This window comes from Vibrio renipiscarius (assembly GCF_000827885.1).
Classification (GTDB): Bacteria; Pseudomonadota; Gammaproteobacteria; order Enterobacterales; family Vibrionaceae; genus Vibrio; species Vibrio renipiscarius.
The window spans coordinates 495,778-511,480 of the sequence record NZ_JTKH01000006.1; the positions used below are offsets into that span (position 1 = coordinate 495,778).

The 15,703-nt window shown below is 46.9% G+C and carries 10 protein-coding genes; 6 read left to right on the forward strand and 4 right to left on the reverse strand.

The window, feature by feature from the left end; all coding sequences use genetic code 11:
• The first annotated feature begins 186 nt into the window (after positions 1-186).
• The 3 genes from OJ16_RS05485 (at position 187) to OJ16_RS05495 (ending at position 5,210) form a co-directional block, all read left to right on the forward strand.
• Positions 187-1,302, forward strand: a complete 1,116-nt coding sequence (locus OJ16_RS05485) for an efflux RND transporter periplasmic adaptor subunit (protein ID WP_040988189.1) — start codon at positions 187-189, stop codon at positions 1,300-1,302.
• A complete protein-coding gene (locus tag OJ16_RS05490; RefSeq protein WP_040988191.1) occupies positions 1,302-4,346 on the forward strand; it encodes an efflux RND transporter permease subunit in 3,045 nt (1,014 codons plus the stop codon). Before OJ16_RS05485 ends, OJ16_RS05490 begins: the two co-directional genes overlap by 1 nt.
• A gap of 324 nt (positions 4,347-4,670) precedes the next feature.
• Positions 4,671-5,210 carry an outer membrane beta-barrel protein gene (locus OJ16_RS05495; protein ID WP_040988838.1) on the forward strand — a complete coding sequence of 180 codons (540 nt, stop codon included), beginning with the start codon at positions 4,671-4,673 and terminating at the stop codon, positions 5,208-5,210.
• Between the two features lie 118 nt (positions 5,211-5,328).
• Here the strand turns inward: OJ16_RS05495 and OJ16_RS05500 are convergent, their stop codons facing one another.
• The 3 genes from OJ16_RS05500 to OJ16_RS05510 all read right to left on the reverse strand — a co-directional run bounded on the left by OJ16_RS05500 (position 5,329) and on the right by OJ16_RS05510 (position 9,347).
• Entirely contained in the window at positions 5,329-5,580 is a 252-nt protein-coding gene (locus OJ16_RS05500) for a DUF3081 domain-containing protein (RefSeq protein ID WP_040988193.1), read from the reverse strand.
• Between the two features lie 279 nt (positions 5,581-5,859).
• Positions 5,860-8,013 (reverse strand): phosphate acetyltransferase, encoded by a 2,154-nt coding sequence (gene pta, locus OJ16_RS05505; protein WP_040988195.1) that lies wholly within the window; start codon positions 8,011-8,013, stop codon positions 5,860-5,862.
• A 137-nt stretch (positions 8,014-8,150) separates the two neighbouring features.
• Positions 8,151-9,347: an acetate kinase gene (locus OJ16_RS05510; protein WP_040988196.1), complete on the reverse strand. Its 1,197-nt coding sequence runs from the start codon at positions 9,345-9,347 to the stop codon at positions 8,151-8,153.
• 361 nt (positions 9,348-9,708) lie between these two features.
• Between OJ16_RS05510 and yfbV the strand changes: the two genes are divergently transcribed.
• Complete coding sequence (gene yfbV / locus OJ16_RS05515) at positions 9,709-10,161, forward strand: terminus macrodomain insulation protein YfbV (RefSeq protein WP_040988198.1); 453 nt, start codon at positions 9,709-9,711, stop codon at positions 10,159-10,161.
• A gap of 217 nt (positions 10,162-10,378) precedes the next feature.
• On the opposite strand, the gene ald is transcribed toward yfbV, so the two are convergent.
• Positions 10,379-11,503 (reverse strand): alanine dehydrogenase, encoded by a 1,125-nt coding sequence (gene ald / locus OJ16_RS05520; protein WP_040988200.1) that lies wholly within the window; start codon positions 11,501-11,503, stop codon positions 10,379-10,381.
• Between the two features lie 155 nt (positions 11,504-11,658).
• Here ald and lrp point away from each other — a divergent pair, with 155 nt between their 5' ends.
• Together lrp and OJ16_RS05530 are read left to right on the forward strand one after the other, a co-directional pair.
• Positions 11,659-12,153, forward strand: coding sequence for a leucine-responsive transcriptional regulator Lrp (gene lrp / locus OJ16_RS05525; protein ID WP_006710825.1), 495 nt, complete (start codon positions 11,659-11,661; stop codon positions 12,151-12,153).
• Positions 12,154-12,397: 244 nt separating this feature from the next.
• Positions 12,398-15,682: a DNA translocase FtsK 4TM domain-containing protein gene (locus OJ16_RS05530; RefSeq protein ID WP_040988204.1), complete on the forward strand. Its 3,285-nt coding sequence runs from the start codon at positions 12,398-12,400 to the stop codon at positions 15,680-15,682.
• Positions 15,683-15,703: the final 21 nt, after the last annotated feature.

The window sequence follows — 15,703 nt, forward strand, 5'->3', positions numbered from 1 at the left end:
CTCGCTTCTCCTTAAATGCGATGCGACACGTGTAATCTCAGTAGTTTAACAATATGCGCGCACAAGGTAAACTTTTGAGTTTACTTTGTGTTCGTGCTCAAATAGAATCCAAAAATAAACTCGTGAGTTTACCTATATTCAATCTTATTCAGAGTCGATGAAATCTTTGCCTCTTAGGAGAACAACGTGAAAAATGCACACAATACCGCCATTTCCGCGAAGCTAAAATTGCTCGCATTGGCGATAGGTCTCTCTTTATCTGGTGTGGTATTGACTGGGTGTGGCACTGAAGCTGAAGCGCCAGTGGTTCAACCTTCGGTTAAACCTGCCTTAATAGAAACCATCACGGCGAGCCGCGGTGACAATCTCAGCTTTAATGGCGTCGTTCGCGCCGCTGAACGCGCAGACTTGTCGTTTCGTGTGGGTGGTCGTTTAACGGACATTTTGGTGAAAGAGGGCGATAGAGTTAGCCAAGGCCAACTTTTAGCGCGTTTAGATTCACGTGATGCAGAGATCGCATTGGCATCGGCTCGTTTGGAGCTGAATAATATTGAAGCGGAATATCAGCGTGCAAAAGCGATTTATGAAAAGAGCAAAGCGATTTCAAAAAGCAGCTTAGATGAGTTAACCACTCGCTTTAATTTGGCGCAGAACCGTCGTGACGAAGCGCAACGTCAATTAGACTACACGCGTATTGAAGCGCCATTTGATGGCATCATCGGCCGTAAACTGGTCGATAATCACATGCAAATTCAAGCGAACGCCGTGGTGTTCACGTTGCATGATTTGAATGACATGGAAGTGGTGATTCACATTCCAGACAGTGTCATGCTTTCAGGGCTGCGCAGTACAAAAGCTGCGGCTGAGCTGAGTACGATTCCAAATCAGTTGTTTGATTTGAACTTACGTTCATACGCTACTCAAGCCGATCCTATCTCGCAAACTTACGCGGTGGTATTGGGCTTTGAAAATTTGAACGGTTATCGCGTGCTTCCAGGCATGACGGTGAAAGTATTACCGGCAGAGCAAGAAAACAATATAGATAACCCGCTGATTACCTTGCCGATCACGGCTGTCGTTCCCGACAACCAAGGCAAACAATTTGTTTGGTTAGTCGGTAGCGATAATAAGGTCACCAAACGCTTTGTTGAGGTGGGCGCATTAAGTCGCGATCGCGTGGTCATTAGTGCTCACTTAGCACTCGGTGAAAGAGTGGTGATTGCGGGCGTATCAAGTCTGCAAGAGGGAATGGAAATTCGCCCAATGGATGATGATAAATCTGGCAGTAACGAGGCTCGCTAATGAACATTGCTCGCTATACCATCGCCAAACGCACCAGCGTGTGGGTGATGATTGCCCTGATCTTATTGGGTGGTTACATCAGCTACTTAAAGCTTGGTCGTTTTGAAGACCCGGAGTTTGTCATTCGACAAGCGGTGATTAATACCACGTATTCTGGCGCGACAGCGCAGGAAGTATCGGACGAAGTGACCGATGTCATTGAAGGCGCGGTGCAGTCATTGCAAGAGCTGAAAGAGGTCAAATCCGTCTCTAAGCAAGGCATGTCGGAAGTCACCGTTGAGATCAAGCTTGAATTTGCTAAGAGCTCAGCTGAATTGCAACAAGTATGGGATAAGTTAAGACGCAAGATTACCGATGTGCAGCGTCAGCTTCCTCCAGGTGCTGGTCCCTCGATCGTTAATGACGACTTTTCCGACGTGTATGCGCTGTTTTTCGCGGTAACGGGCGAAGGTTACAGTGACAAGCAAATACAAGATTATGTCGACGGTCTACGCCGCCAATTGGTTTTGGTTCCGGGAGTGGCCAAAACGGCCACGCTCGCTGAGCGTCAAGAAACGATCTTCGTTGAGATCTCGAGTGAGCGCTTAGCCAAGTTTGGTGTATCGGCGCAGCAAGTGTTCCAAGTATTGCAAAAGCAGAATTTGGTGACAGTCGCTGGTGCAATCGAAACCACCGATATGCGCATTCCAGTGATCCCAGACTCGAACATTCGTTCGTTCGATGACTTGCGTAACCTACAGGTGGGTGTGGGTCAAAGCAATACCGTGATGCGTTTAGGTGACATTGCAACGGTCACGCGCGGTTACCAAGAGCCTGCGAGCATGTTGATGCGTTACAACGGCGAGCGCGCAGTGGGTTTTGGTATCTCGAATGTGACAGGCGGGAACGTGGTGGACATGGGGGACGCGGTAAAAGTGCGTCTTGCTGAGCTTGAAGATCAGCGTCCGCTGGGGATGGAATTACACGTTATCTCGATGCAGTCGGATTCCGTTCGCGCTTCGGTGACCAACTTTATTGATAACTTGATTGCGGCGGTGGCGATTGTTTTTCTCGTTCTACTGCTATTTATGGGCGTGCGCTCGGGTGTGATCATCGGTTTTGTATTGCTACTGACTGTCGCAGCAACACTGTGCATCATGTTCATTGAAGATATTGCCATGCAGCGTATTTCGCTCGGTGCATTGATCATTGCACTGGGGATGCTGGTGGACAATGCCATCGTTGTCACCGATGGTATCTTGGTACGCTTGCAACAAAACCCAGACGAAGATAAAGAAACGATCGTGTCAGAGGTGGTGGATGCCACTAAATGGCCACTGCTTGGCGGTACCGTTGTCGGTATCTGTGCGTTCAGTGCGATTGGTTTGTCGCCGTCGGATATGGGGGAATACGCGGGATCACTATTTTGGGTAATCCTTTATTCCATGTTCTTAAGTTGGGTGTTTGCCGTGACCATTACTCCGATGCTTTGCTTTGACTTTTTAAAAGTTAAAGCCAGCAAAGGGGAAGTCAAAGTAGGCCGTATGATGGCGATGTACAAAGCCCTACTGGCTTGGGTACTAAGACACCGTTTGGCGAGCATGATGATGCTCTTGGGTTTAATGGCTGCAGCGGTCTATAGCTTGAAGTATGTGCCACCGGGCTTTATGCCTGATTCACAACGCCCACAATTTGTCGTGGATGTGTACTTGCCGCAAGGGTCAGATATCAGTCGCGTAGAGCGCATGATTGCCAATATTGAGCAAGACGTTCAAGCGAAAGAAGGCGTCACTAACATTGCGAGTTTCATTGGTGGGGGTGGTTTGCGTTTCATGCTGACGTACTCACCCGAAGCGCGTAACACCAGCTACGGCCAGTTGCTGATCGACATCGATGACTACAAAAAAATTGCGCCGTTATTGGTTGAGTTACAAAACGAGCTGGCTGTGAAATACCCAGACGCGTCGATCAAAGTGTGGAAATTCATGCTAGGGCGTGGGGGCGGTAAGAAAATTGAAGCGGCCTTTAAAGGCCCTGACAGTGATGTGTTGCGTCAATTGGCTGAGCAGGCTAAAGCGGTCATGCAAGCCGATAGCAATTTGATTGCGGTACAAGATGATTGGCGTCAGCAAGTACCAGTGCTTCGTCCTGTTTATTCGGCAGAAAAAGCGCAGCGCTTTGGTTTAACCACGCAAGAGATTAACCTTGCGATTGCCCAAACCTTGTCTGGCCGTAATGTTGGTGTGTACCGTGAAGGGGATGATTTGATTCCTATTGTGGTGCGATCGCCACAAAATGAACGTGACCACCAACGTGCGGTAGAAAATACCGAGGTGTATAGTGCTACGGTTGGCGGGTTTATTCCGGTCAGTCAGTTAGTGGATTCGGTCGATGTGGTTTGGCAAGACGCGATTTTGCGTCGTGTGAACCGTATGCCAACCATTATGGTACAAGCTGATCCGGCTCCGGGCGTATTAACATCCGATGCCTTTAACAATGTACGCAGTCAGATTGAAGCGATTGAATTGCCTGCGGGTTATGAATTGGTTTGGTACGGTGAGTACAAGGCATCAAAAGACGCCAATGAAGGGCTCGCCATTTCAGCGCCGTACGGTTTTGCTGCGATGATTTTATCCGTCATCTTCATGTTTAACGCCGTGCGTCAGCCATTGGTGATTTGGCTAACCGCACCGCTGGCAGTGATTGGTGTGACGGTTGGTTTGATTGTATTCCAGACGCCATTTGAGTTTATGGCCATCCTTGGCTTCTTGAGCTTAATCGGCATGATGGTGAAAAATGCCATCGTATTGGTGGATCAAGCGGATGTGGAAATCGCGCAAGGTAAAGTGGCTTATTATGCGATCATTGATGCTGCGACCAGCCGTGCAAGGCCGGTGTTGCTAGGCGCTCTAACCACGATTCTCGGTGTTGCCCCGCTGCTGGTTGACCCGTTCTTTAAGAGTATGGCGGTGACCATTATGTTTGGTTTGTTGTTTGCCACCATCTTAACGTTGATCGTTATTCCGCTCTTTTACGCTCTGTTCTTTAGAGTCAAAGTCGAGTAGCCATCGGCGCTATCATCCATCTACAAAGCCATCGCGATGCGGTGGCTTTTTTTGTGAATCGTTATTGTGGTCTACTTATGACGGTATTGAACAGGTGTAACAATTACGCCTAAATAATCACGTGAAGCGCATAAATTTGCGTAGTCAGTAAGCTCTGAATGGCCCTGACTAATAATTGATGAATTTGACAGTTGTGACTACGGGAGAATGCGCATTCAATCGCATGTTAAATAAAACAATGACTTATTAAGAATACACCATGTTATTAGCCAGGGTGTATGGTTAGTATAAGGCGTTGATTTTATGGTTATGGATGACGCATTGATGAAAAAAATACTACCTTTTTTGCTGCTATTCAGTTCGAGTGTATTTGCTGATGATTATTTTTATGGCGGCGCGAGTTTATCGTTTAATGATAAAACCAGCTTGAAATATGAAGGCGTGACCATCGATGAGAATAACGATCTTGGTTTTAATGTTTTTGCCGGTTACAGCTTTTTGGTGTCTGAAACGGTTGATCTAGGTTTTGAACTTGAATATCAAAATTTTGGAAAATCCGATTTTGGCTCAGGACAGAGTGTGGAAGGGGACGCGTATTTTTTTAACGCTAGACCTAAGTTTATTGAAGCAAACAACAACATTTACAGTGCTTTCATTCTGGGTGTTGGGTCGATGTCTGGCAAGGTGAAGGCGGGTGGGCAATCTGCCTCTGATTCCGAGATTATCTATCAAGTCGGGATCGAGATTGGCTATATGGTGGATCAATACGACATCGGTGTCGGCTATCGCTACCGCGTTGCTGAGTTTGATGACGTCGACTATACCAATGAAGGGTTTGTGCTAGGCATTCGATATAAGTTTTAACTAGAAATCGTTCACTTCAAGTCTATGCGATAGGCCAGGAACGACGTCCTTTGGGGGGATATCCGTTTTGGCCTCGAGAGTTTGATTCTCGGGGCTTTGGTTTCTCTGGCTTTTGCTATTATTTGGCGAGTAGCGCTATTTTAGCGATGAACGAGTCCTTATTGTGGCTCTGTTCATAATTAAAATGGTAGGTGTTGTGAAAACCGACGGAAAGCTCAACGCCATTACTTTTTAGATAGACGTTATACCCATCGTAGTCAGAGTACGCTTCGACGCCTTGATAAATTTTGCCTCGTTCCGTTTGGGTGCCATGTCGGATGATGGATTCGTAAGCGCGTAGTATGAGGCTGGGTTCAAGATCATTCTTCATTGTACACTCCTTCGTCTTTTTCCTTCTCGGCAGTGCTCACTGAGAAGGGCTCGTTCAACAAGTATGGTTAACGCTCGTCTACTCTGCCAGTGGCATTTTGCTCGCAATCATTTATACCTGTTTAAAGCCTCCTTTGATCAATCCAAACAATGCCATGGCCATAATCGGCTGAAATGGCTATGTCTTTAGGTGCGTTAAATCATTGAATTTAAGATACAAAAAAGCCCCCATCTCTGGAGGCTTTTCAATTACTCAATTCAATAATGAATTAGGCAATAATTATTTGTTCGCTTGGTCAGCTTGATCCGCTTGGATAGCCGTTAGAGCTACTGTGTACACGATATCGTCTACTAGAGCGCCACGAGACAAGTCATTTACTGGCTTGCGCATACCTTGAAGCATTGGACCGATAGAAACTAGGTCAGCTGAACGTTGTACTGCTTTGTAAGTCGTGTTACCAGTGTTTAGGTCTGGGAATACGAATACAGTCGCTTTACCGGCTACTGGAGAGTTTGGTGCTTTAGAAGCAGCAACGTTTTCCATGATAGCAGCATCGTACTGTAGAGGACCGTCGATGATGAGATCAGGACGCTTCTCTTGAGCTAGCTTAGTTGCTTCACGTACTTTATCAACGTCTGCACCCTTACCTGATTCACCAGTAGAGTAAGAGATCATTGCTACGCGTGGTTCGATACCAAATGCCGCTGCAGAATCAGCAGATTGGATAGCGATTTCAGCAAGTTGCTCAGCCGTTGGATCTGGGTTGATCGCACAGTCACCGTAAACCAATACTTGATCAGGTAGTAGCATGAAGAACACAGAAGATACGATTGACGCATCAGGTGCAGTTTTGATGATTTGGAACGGAGGAACGATCGTGTTTGCTGTGGTATGAACCGCACCAGAAACTAGACCGTCAACTTCACCCGCTTCAAGCATCATCGTGCCTAGGAAAACAGAATCTTGAAGTTTTTCACGAGCCACAACTTCAGTCATGCCTTTCGCGCCGCGTAGTTCAACCAAACGAGCAACGTAGTTTTCACGAACTTCATCAGAGTTGATGATCGTTACGCCAGCACCTAGTTCAACGCCTTGTTGCGCTGCAACGCGACGGATTTCATCAGGGTTACCTAGCAGCACACATTCAGCGATACCGCGCTCAGCACAGATTGCTGCCGCTTTCACTGTACGTGGCTCGTCACCTTCAGGAAGAACGATACGCTTGCCAGCTTTACGAGCGAACTCAGTAAGTTGGTAACGGAATGCTGGTGGGCTTAGACGACGAGATTTTTCAGAACCTTCCGTCATTGACTCGATCCAGTTGCCGTCGATGTGACCTGCAACGTGATCGTTGATGAACTCAATACGCTCTTTATCGTCAGCAGGTACTTCAATGCTGAAGCTTTGTAGGTTCAGCGAAGTCTGCCAAGTGTTACCTTGCGCTTTGAAGATTGGAAGACCAGTATCGAATGCAGGCTTACATAGAGTCGCGATTTCTTCTGGGATATCGTAACCGCCAGTCAATAGGATCGCGCCAATTTCAACACCGTTCATTGCTGCTAGTGCCGCTGCAACGATAACGTCAGGACGGTCAGCAGAAGTCACAAGTAGAGAGCCTGGTTTAAAGTGCTCAATCATGTTTGGTAGTGAACGTGCACAGAACGTGATGCTCTTGATACGACGAGTTTTGATGTCACCTGCGCTGATGATGTCAGCGTTTAGGTGTTGAGCCATATCGATAGCACGAGTTGCGATAAGATCGATAGACCAAGGCACACAGCCAAGCACACGAATTGGAGAAGTGTGGAAGATTTCCATCACTTTCATTTCGTTGGTTTGCGCGCTGTCTGCATCATCAAACATTTCTGATAGGTCTGGGCGAGTACGGCCAGCTTCGTCAACAGGTGCATTTAGCTTGTTGATGATAACACCAGAGATGTTTTTGTTTTTAGTGCCACCGAAGTTAGAACATGCTACTTCGATACGCTCTTTAAGTTGAGTCGGGTTATCTAGACCAGGTGTCGCAACCAATACGATTTCAGCGCCAAGCGTTGCCGCGATTTCCGCGTTCACTTGGTTAGCAAATGGGTGCTTACGAGTTGGTACTAGACCTTCGATTAGCGTTACGTCCGCATCTTTGTTGATTTGGTTGTAACGTTCAACGATAGTTTCTAGAAGCTCATCCATGTTGTCGTTACCGATTAGGCTTTCAGCAACAGACATTTGTAGTGGAGTACCGATCTGCATATCGCTGTTTGCGCCAACGATAGTTGAAGTTAGATCAGGTTGATCGCCGCCAGAACGTGGCTGTGCGATAGGCTTGTAGAAAGAAACTTTAACGCCCTTGCGCTCCATAGTGCGCAGAACACCCATGCTAACACTAGTAAGACCAACACCAGCGCTAGTAGGGATAAGCATAATAGTACGAGACATCGACTAATTACCTTACATTATTGGATGATTAAAAGCTCAATTACGTATTCCATAACGACTCATAGAATAGGAGTTGAGCCCCTAAAAATTTTATTTATAGGGAAAACTGGCCAGCCGAGGCTAGCCAGTTGAGTCTATTAAAGACCAGTTAGACGCGCAGTGTCTTCAGCGATAACTAGCTCTTCGTTAGTCGAGATAACCATTGCTGGGATACGGCTGTTTGCAGTAGTGATAGTACCTTCACCACCGAAACGTGCTTTAAGGTTTGCTTCGCTGTCTACTTCGATACCGAAGATAGCTAGACGGTTAAGAACCATTTCACGGATTGGGCCAGAGTTCTCGCCGATGCCGCCAGTGAAAGTGATTGCGTCTAGACGACCTTCTAGAGTTGCAGTGTAACCAGCAACGTATTTAGCTAGACGGTGACAGAATACATCCATCGCACGAGTCGCTGCTTCGTTCTCACCGTAGTTGTCTTCAACGAAACGACAGTCAGAAGTCACTTCAGTTAGACCTTGTAGGCCAGACTCTTTAGTTAGCATGTTGTTGATTTGCTCAACAGAGTAACCAAGTGCATCGTGTAGGTGGAAGATGATCGCAGGATCTAGGTCACCACAACGAGTACCCATTACTAGACCTTCAAGAGGAGTAAGACCCATAGAAGTATCTACAGATTGACCGTTCTTGATTGCACATACAGATGCGCCGTTGCCTAGGTGACAGTTGATGATGTTAACTTCTTCAACTGGCTTGTTTAGTAGACCAGCTACTTCACGAGTGATGAATAGGTGAGAAGTACCGTGCATGCCGTAACGACGGATGCCGTGCTCTTTGTACAGGTTGTACGGTAGAGCGTATAGGTAAGACTCAGAAGGCATAGTTTGGTGGAACGCAGTGTCGAACACAGCAACGTTCTGAAGCTCAGGGAAGTTGTGCTTAGCTGCTTCAATACCGATTAGGTGAGCTGGGTTGTGTAGAGGTGCGAAAGTCGCAGCGTCTTGGATACCCTTAAGAACTTGATCACAAATAAGTGCTGATTGAGTGAACTGCTCGCCACCGTGAACGATACGGTGACCGATCGCGCCTAGGTTAGCTTTAAGCTCTGGCTTAGAACCAAGAATAGTTTCAACCATGAACGCTAGTGCTTCTTCGTGAGCTGCGCCTGCGCCTAGTTGAGCTTCGTGCTTGCCATCAAGTTTCCACTTCATGCGAGCTTCTGGAAGACCAAGACACTCAGCAAGACCGGTTAGGTGCTCAGCACCAGTTTCTGCATCAACAATCGCAAATTTAAGAGAAGAACTACCACAGTTTAAAACTAAAACTAGCTTAGACATGTATGACTACCTGTTAATCGTCTGATATAAATCAGTTAGGATGAAATTTAACCACAAGAATAGTCGAGTCTATTATCAACTGCGTAACCATTCTTGCTTAAAAGCGCTAAAATCCGTGTATAAAAGAGGTCGCTTTACCATGAAAGCAACTTATGCAATCCTTGCAGATGTCTCTCAACGTTGCCTAAATTGTAAATAAGAGCAACAATGAGATTGAGGGCGTGCCAAGGATAGCGATAATAGACAAAGATAACAAAAAAAATTTGAAAGAATATTAACTTTCGTCAATTTTTTACGCGTTTAGTTGAATCTTTCAACTTATTTTAAGTGAAGCGCCTAGTACTGGAAGCGAGAGAATCTTATGAATAATAAAGTCGGCATCGTTCACAGCTTACGTGATGGACAAAAGTACATGGACACTTGGCCTGTACGCAAAGAGCTTGCGCCACTATTTCCAGAGCAACGCATGATCAAAGCGACGCGCTTTGGGATGAAGGTGATGCCTGCGGTTGCGGCAATCAGTGTGTTAACACAAATGGTATTTTCTAACCACCAAGCGCTACCACAGGCGGTGATTGTGGCTTTGTTCGCGATCAGCATGCCGATTCAAGGGATGTGGTGGTTAGGTAACCGTGCAAATACTCAGCTTCCACCGTCATTGGCGGGATGGTATCGAGAACTGCATCAAAAAATACTTGAAAGTGGTTACGCTCTTGAGCCATTAAAAGCTCGCCCACGTTATAAAGAGCTTGCCCGCGTCCTCAATCGTGCGTTTCGTCATTTAGACAAAACCTCGTTAGAGCGTTGGTTTTAATACATGCAGGTTTTAAGCGGTACCACGAGAAAATCGGCATAACCAAAAGAGCATTCATCTGTTTTTTGAGTGCTTATGAGGCGAAGGTTTTGGCGGGCCAAAAATCGGGATAGTACTTAACTTGTTTTTTTATAAGCACTTGCAGTCATAAAAATAGAATGTCTAGAATCGTATTGTGAAGCAGGGGATACGACTCTAGACAGATGGCGCGAATGCATTAGTTATACATTTCAATCGCGGTTGTTGGTTCAACGTATTCTAGGTTAAATGCTTCCGCCACTTCTTTACACGTGACTTTACCGTGAATGACATTGAGTCCGGCCAAGAAGCCTTTATCTTCAAGCAAGGCTTGGCGATAGCCCTTATTCGCCAATTTAACGATATAAGGCAGCGTGGCGTTGTTGAGTGCAAAGGTTGAGGTACGAGCGACAGCACCTGGCATGTTAGCAACGCAGTAGTGAACCACTTCATCGACGATATAAGTTGGGTCCGCATGCGTGGTGGCATGAGAGGTTTCAAAACAGCCGCCTTGATCGATCGCGACATCAACCACAGCAGAGCCGGGTTTCATGTTCTTGATATGTGCTTTGGTGACGAGTTTTGGTGCGGCTGCACCGGGGATTAATACCGCGCCAATAACAAGATCGGCTTGTAGAACGTGTTTTTCGATGGCATCTTCAGTCGAATACACCATTTTTGCTCGGCCTTGAAACTCTTCGTCTAATTTGCGAAGCGCATCAATGTTTCTGTCAATAATCGTTACATCGGCACGCAGACCTACCGCCATTCTAGCCGCGTTCGCACCGACGACACCCCCTCCAATTACTACGATTTTCGCCGGTTCGACCCCAGGAACCCCACCCAGTAATAAACCACTGCCACCATGGGATTTTTCCAGTGTTTGAGCCCCAGCTTGGATAGACATGCGTCCTGCGACTTCGGACATTGGTGCAAGTAGTGGTAAGCGACCCATATAATCTGTTACAGTCTCGTATGCTATACAGACGGCTTTACTCTTGATTAGCTCATCAGTTTGTGGAAAATCTGGAGCTAGGTGCAGATAAGTAAACAATATCTGCCCCTCTCGGAGCATTGAACGCTCGATTGATTGAGGCTCTTTGACCTTAACGATCATTTCTGCTTTCAAAAAAACGTCAGCAGCAGTAGGAAGAATGGATGCGCCTACAGCGATGTAATCATCGTCTGAAAATCCGACGCCAGCTCCGGCTTGGGTTTCAACAAAAACTTGGTGACCTTGAGACACTAGCTCGCGAACGCTAGCTGGAATCATGCCAACGCGGTACTCGTGGTTCTTGATTTCCTTTGGTACGCCAATGATCATCCTGACTCCTCATTTTTTTTGGTTGTAATAACTGTATGTAGGGTAGAATTGTCGAATTAATATCTAGTATACGAATAAATGTGTAACATTTTATGCTTAATATTAAAAAGATGTAGTATATATTTTTGCAAGGAAGTAATAAGGTGGAATAAAAAATGGCAGACAACAATAAGAAGCCGTCCAAGGATCTAGACCGTATCGATCGCAATATTCTTAATGAATTGCAGAAAGATGGTCGTATTTCAAATGTAGAATTATCAAAGCGTGTGGGCTTGTCTCCAACGCCATGTTTAGAGCGTGTACGCCGTCTTGAACGCCAAGGGTACATCACGGGTTACACAGCGCTACTTAACCCTCAATACCTTGATGCGTCTCTATTGGTATTTGTTGAGATCACGTTGAATCGTGGTGCGCCAGATGTGTTTGAGCAGTTTAATACCGCGGTTCAAAAACTGGATGACATTCAAGAATGCCACCTCGTTTCTGGTGATTTCGATTATCTATTAAAAACGCGAGTAGCGGATATGGGTGCATATCGTAAGCTACTGGGCGATACCTTACTGCGTTTACCTGGTGTGAATGACACACGTACTTACGTAGTAATGGAAGAAGTCAAACAAACCAATCAACTCGTTATTAAAACCCGCTAATTTCGTTCATTAGCAAGATGGGACCGTGTGAGCAAATTTGCTTACCAGCTTGTAAAAAGTCCGTTAATTCGAGGCTTTTTTGGCCAGTGTTCACCATTGTCATACTCAGAGAGTGATTGAGGTTGCATCCCTTTCGATATTCTGACGTTAGACAATTGGGTTTTTAGCTTCGATATGGTTAAATCTATAGTCCGAGTGGTCTTGCCGCTCGGGCTATTTTTTTCCTAATAAAGATAAGTAAGTTATGTTCAAAAAGAACAGCGTCAAAGTTGAAACAATCATTAAAACAGGGGAAGAGCCTCTGGCGACTCGTCTATCGGGCCCAGAGCGTTTGAAGGAGTGCAGCCTAATTGTGGCGGTATTGGCTTCCATTCTTCTCTATGTCGCGTTACTGACCTTTAACCCAGCGGATCCATCATGGTCCCAAACGGCGTGGGCGGGCGATATCGCTAATGCTGGCGGTATGGTTGGCGCGTGGTTTGCGGATACACTGTTCTTTTCATTTGGCTCATTGGCTTACACCATTCCATTGCTATTCACGCTGACGGCGTGGATCCTACTGCGTAAACGCGATGAAGATGACCCTCTCGATTTTATGCTTTGGGGCACGCGTTTTCTTGGCTTTAGCATTTTAGTCCTGACGAGTTGCGCGTTAGCCGATATCAATTTCGATGATATTTGGTATTTCTCTTCTGGTGGCGTAATTGGCGATGTCTTGACCAGTTTGGCGTTGCCTACATTAAATGTATTAGGCACAACGTTGGTGTTGCTTTTCCTTTGGGGGGCAGGTTTCACGTTGCTGACGGGGATTTCATGGTTAACGATTGTCGATTGGTTAGGCCATGCGGCGATCTCCGGATTTACGCGTCTCTTTAATCGCATCCGTGGAGAGCAAGATGAAGTGATTGAACCGAAACTTCAGCCGATTGCGGATTTCTCTCGTCCGGTTACGTCGCCTCATGCTCACGAGGTTCGTGAGGCTGAGGAACGCATTGAACCTGCTCAAGCACCACGTCGATACAATATTCATATGCCGGAAGCGGCGACGTTAGCGACAGCAGTCGTCGCTATGCCATCGGCAAATGCGACTGAGAGCATTGAGCCTCCAGTGATTGAAGACATCGCACAAGAGGGGAGAATCGAGCCGACGTTCTCACTTGATAGCACTCCTGAATCGATTGATGAAATGGATTTGCCGTCGTTTAATCATGATGCGGTACCAGTACATAACCCTGTAGACATGCGTGATGAAATGGAGGAGGCTCAGTTCTTCTCTACGGCGCCGCATAGCCAACAAGCGCCTGTCGAACCAGAATCTAGTGCGCCGTTTGTAGAGCGTACTCGTCAACTTGAAGCGACCATTGAGCAATTAGAGCAAGATGCGAACAATGCCGATGATATGGCAGAGCAAGAGAATGCTGATCAAGTGGTTGCCCCTTGGCAACAAGGTGCCATTTCAGATGCGACGCCTGACGCCGATGCCTTAAATATCCAATCCCATTCCGCGCTAGGGTTTACCGACGGCTCGCCATTGCCTTCAGTGGCACAAGATCTTGCCATGGTGACAGGCGCGGGTGCCACTTCTGCCGCCGCGATGGTGGCAAGTGCTGCGTCAGAACCAACGGCTCCGGTGGACGAACTGGATTTGCCTTGGCATGAATTCAGCACAGACGGTGCATCGAGTGCCGAATATGACGCTATGCCGCCTATGTCACCAGCATCACCCGATCTGGCTACAGACTCTTCCCCTGAAGGGGTAACTGAGGCCGGTTTCGAGCCTGCTACGCCGAACGTTTTGGTCGATACGCCAGCCACTCATCAACCTAGCGATCCGGCGATGAATACGTCGGCAGCGCCCGAGTTTACGCATACGCAACATTCAGCGCCGTTTGAAGAAGAAACGGTGGCCGTGAGCACACAAGATCAAGACGTGTCAGCTTTTCAATCGATAGTGGCCGATGCTCAAGCGAAAGTGGTCGCGCAACAAAATCCATTCTTAGTACAGCAAGATGCGAATTTACCAAAACCCGCTGAACCTTTACCGACGTTGGAGTTGCTCTACCATCCTGAAAAACGAGAAAACTATATTGACCGTGATGCCCTTGAAGGCATTGCCCGTTTAGTGGAATCAAAACTGGCGGATTATAAAATCCAGGCGAGTGTGGTGGATATCTTCCCAGGTCCCGTTATCACTCGATTTGAACTTGATTTAGCGCCGGGTGTGAAAGTAAGCCGTATCTCAAGCTTATCCATGGACCTTGCGCGTTCATTGTCGGCTTTAGCTGTGCGAGTGGTTGAAGTGATTCCAGGTAAACCTTACGTTGGTCTAGAGCTGCCTAACATGAGTCGCCAAACGGTTTATTTCTCAGATGTGGTGGGTAGTCAAACCTTTATCGATGCCAAATCACCAACCACAGTCGTACTGGGTCAAGACATTGCGGGTGAAGCCGTGATCGCTGACATCGCAAAAATGCCACACGTATTGGTGGCGGGTACCACCGGTTCAGGTAAATCGGTCGGTGTGAATGTCATGATCTTGAGCATGCTGTATAAAGCGGGCCCAGAGGATCTTCGCTTCATCATGATCGACCCGAAAATGTTGGAATTATCTATCTACGAAGGCATTCCCCATTTGCTATCGGAAGTCGTTACCGATATGAAAGACGCGTCTAACGCACTGCGTTGGTGTGTGGGCGAAATGGAACGTCGTTACAAACTGATGTCTGCGGTGGGTGTACGTAACTTAAAAGGCTACAACGAAAAACTGAAAATGGCGGCCGATGCGGGTCATCCAATCCACGATCCATTGTGGAAACCGGGTGATAGCATGGACCCAGAAGCGCCGTTGCTAGAAAAATTACCCGCGATCGTGGTTGTCGTCGATGAGTTTGCCGATTTGATGATGGTGGTCGGTAAAAAAGTGGAAGAGTTGATTGCACGATTGGCACAAAAAGCACGTGCGGCGGGCATTCACTTAATTTTGGCCACACAGCGCCCATCGGTTGATGTTATTACTGGTTTGATTAAAGCCAACATTCCAACTCGTGTGGCATTTACGGTATCAACGAAAACCGACTCTCGTACGATCTTAGATCAAGGTGGCGCAGAATCGCTGCTTGGTATGGGTGATATGCTTTACTTACCTTCAGGTTCTAGCCATACCATTCGTGTGCATGGCGCCTTCGCTTCCGATGACGATGTGCATGCGGTGGTGAACAACTGGAAGGCACGCGGTAAGCCAAATTACATTGAAGAGATCATCAGTGGCGACCAGAGCCCAGACAGCCTGTTGCCGGGTGAGTCAATGGAAGCTGATGAAGATATCGACCCATTGTTTGACCAAGTGGTTGAGCATGTTGTTCAATCACGTCGTGGTTCGGTGTCGGGTGTTCAACGCCGCTTTAAGATTGGTTATAACCGTGCGGCGCGTATTGTTGAGCAGCTTGAAGCACAAGGTATTGTAAGCGCGCCAGGGCACAATGGTAACCGTGAGGTTATTGCTCCTGCTCCAGGCCGAGATATGAACTGATTGTTCGTATGATGAAGTATA

Excerpts from the sequence above, each read along its gene's own strand:
- OJ16_RS05490 (WP_040988191.1), top strand. The coding sequence starts at position 1,302 with ATGAACATTGCTCGCTATACCATCGCCAAACGCACCAGCGTGTGGGTG.
- OJ16_RS05495 (WP_040988838.1), top strand. The coding sequence starts at position 4,671 with ATGAAAAAAATACTACCTTTTTTGCTGCTATTCAGTTCGAGTGTATTT.
- OJ16_RS05500 (WP_040988193.1), bottom strand. The coding sequence starts at position 5,580 with ATGAAGAATGATCTTGAACCCAGCCTCATACTACGCGCTTACGAATCC.
- pta (WP_040988195.1), bottom strand. The coding sequence starts at position 8,013 with ATGTCTCGTACTATTATGCTTATCCCTACTAGCGCTGGTGTTGGTCTT.
- OJ16_RS05510 (WP_040988196.1), bottom strand. The coding sequence starts at position 9,347 with ATGTCTAAGCTAGTTTTAGTTTTAAACTGTGGTAGTTCTTCTCTTAAA.
- yfbV (WP_040988198.1), top strand. The coding sequence starts at position 9,709 with ATGAATAATAAAGTCGGCATCGTTCACAGCTTACGTGATGGACAAAAG.
- ald (WP_040988200.1), bottom strand. The coding sequence starts at position 11,503 with ATGATCATTGGCGTACCAAAGGAAATCAAGAACCACGAGTACCGCGTT.
- lrp (WP_006710825.1), top strand. The coding sequence starts at position 11,659 with ATGGCAGACAACAATAAGAAGCCGTCCAAGGATCTAGACCGTATCGAT.
- OJ16_RS05530 (WP_040988204.1), top strand. The coding sequence starts at position 12,398 with ATGTTCAAAAAGAACAGCGTCAAAGTTGAAACAATCATTAAAACAGGG.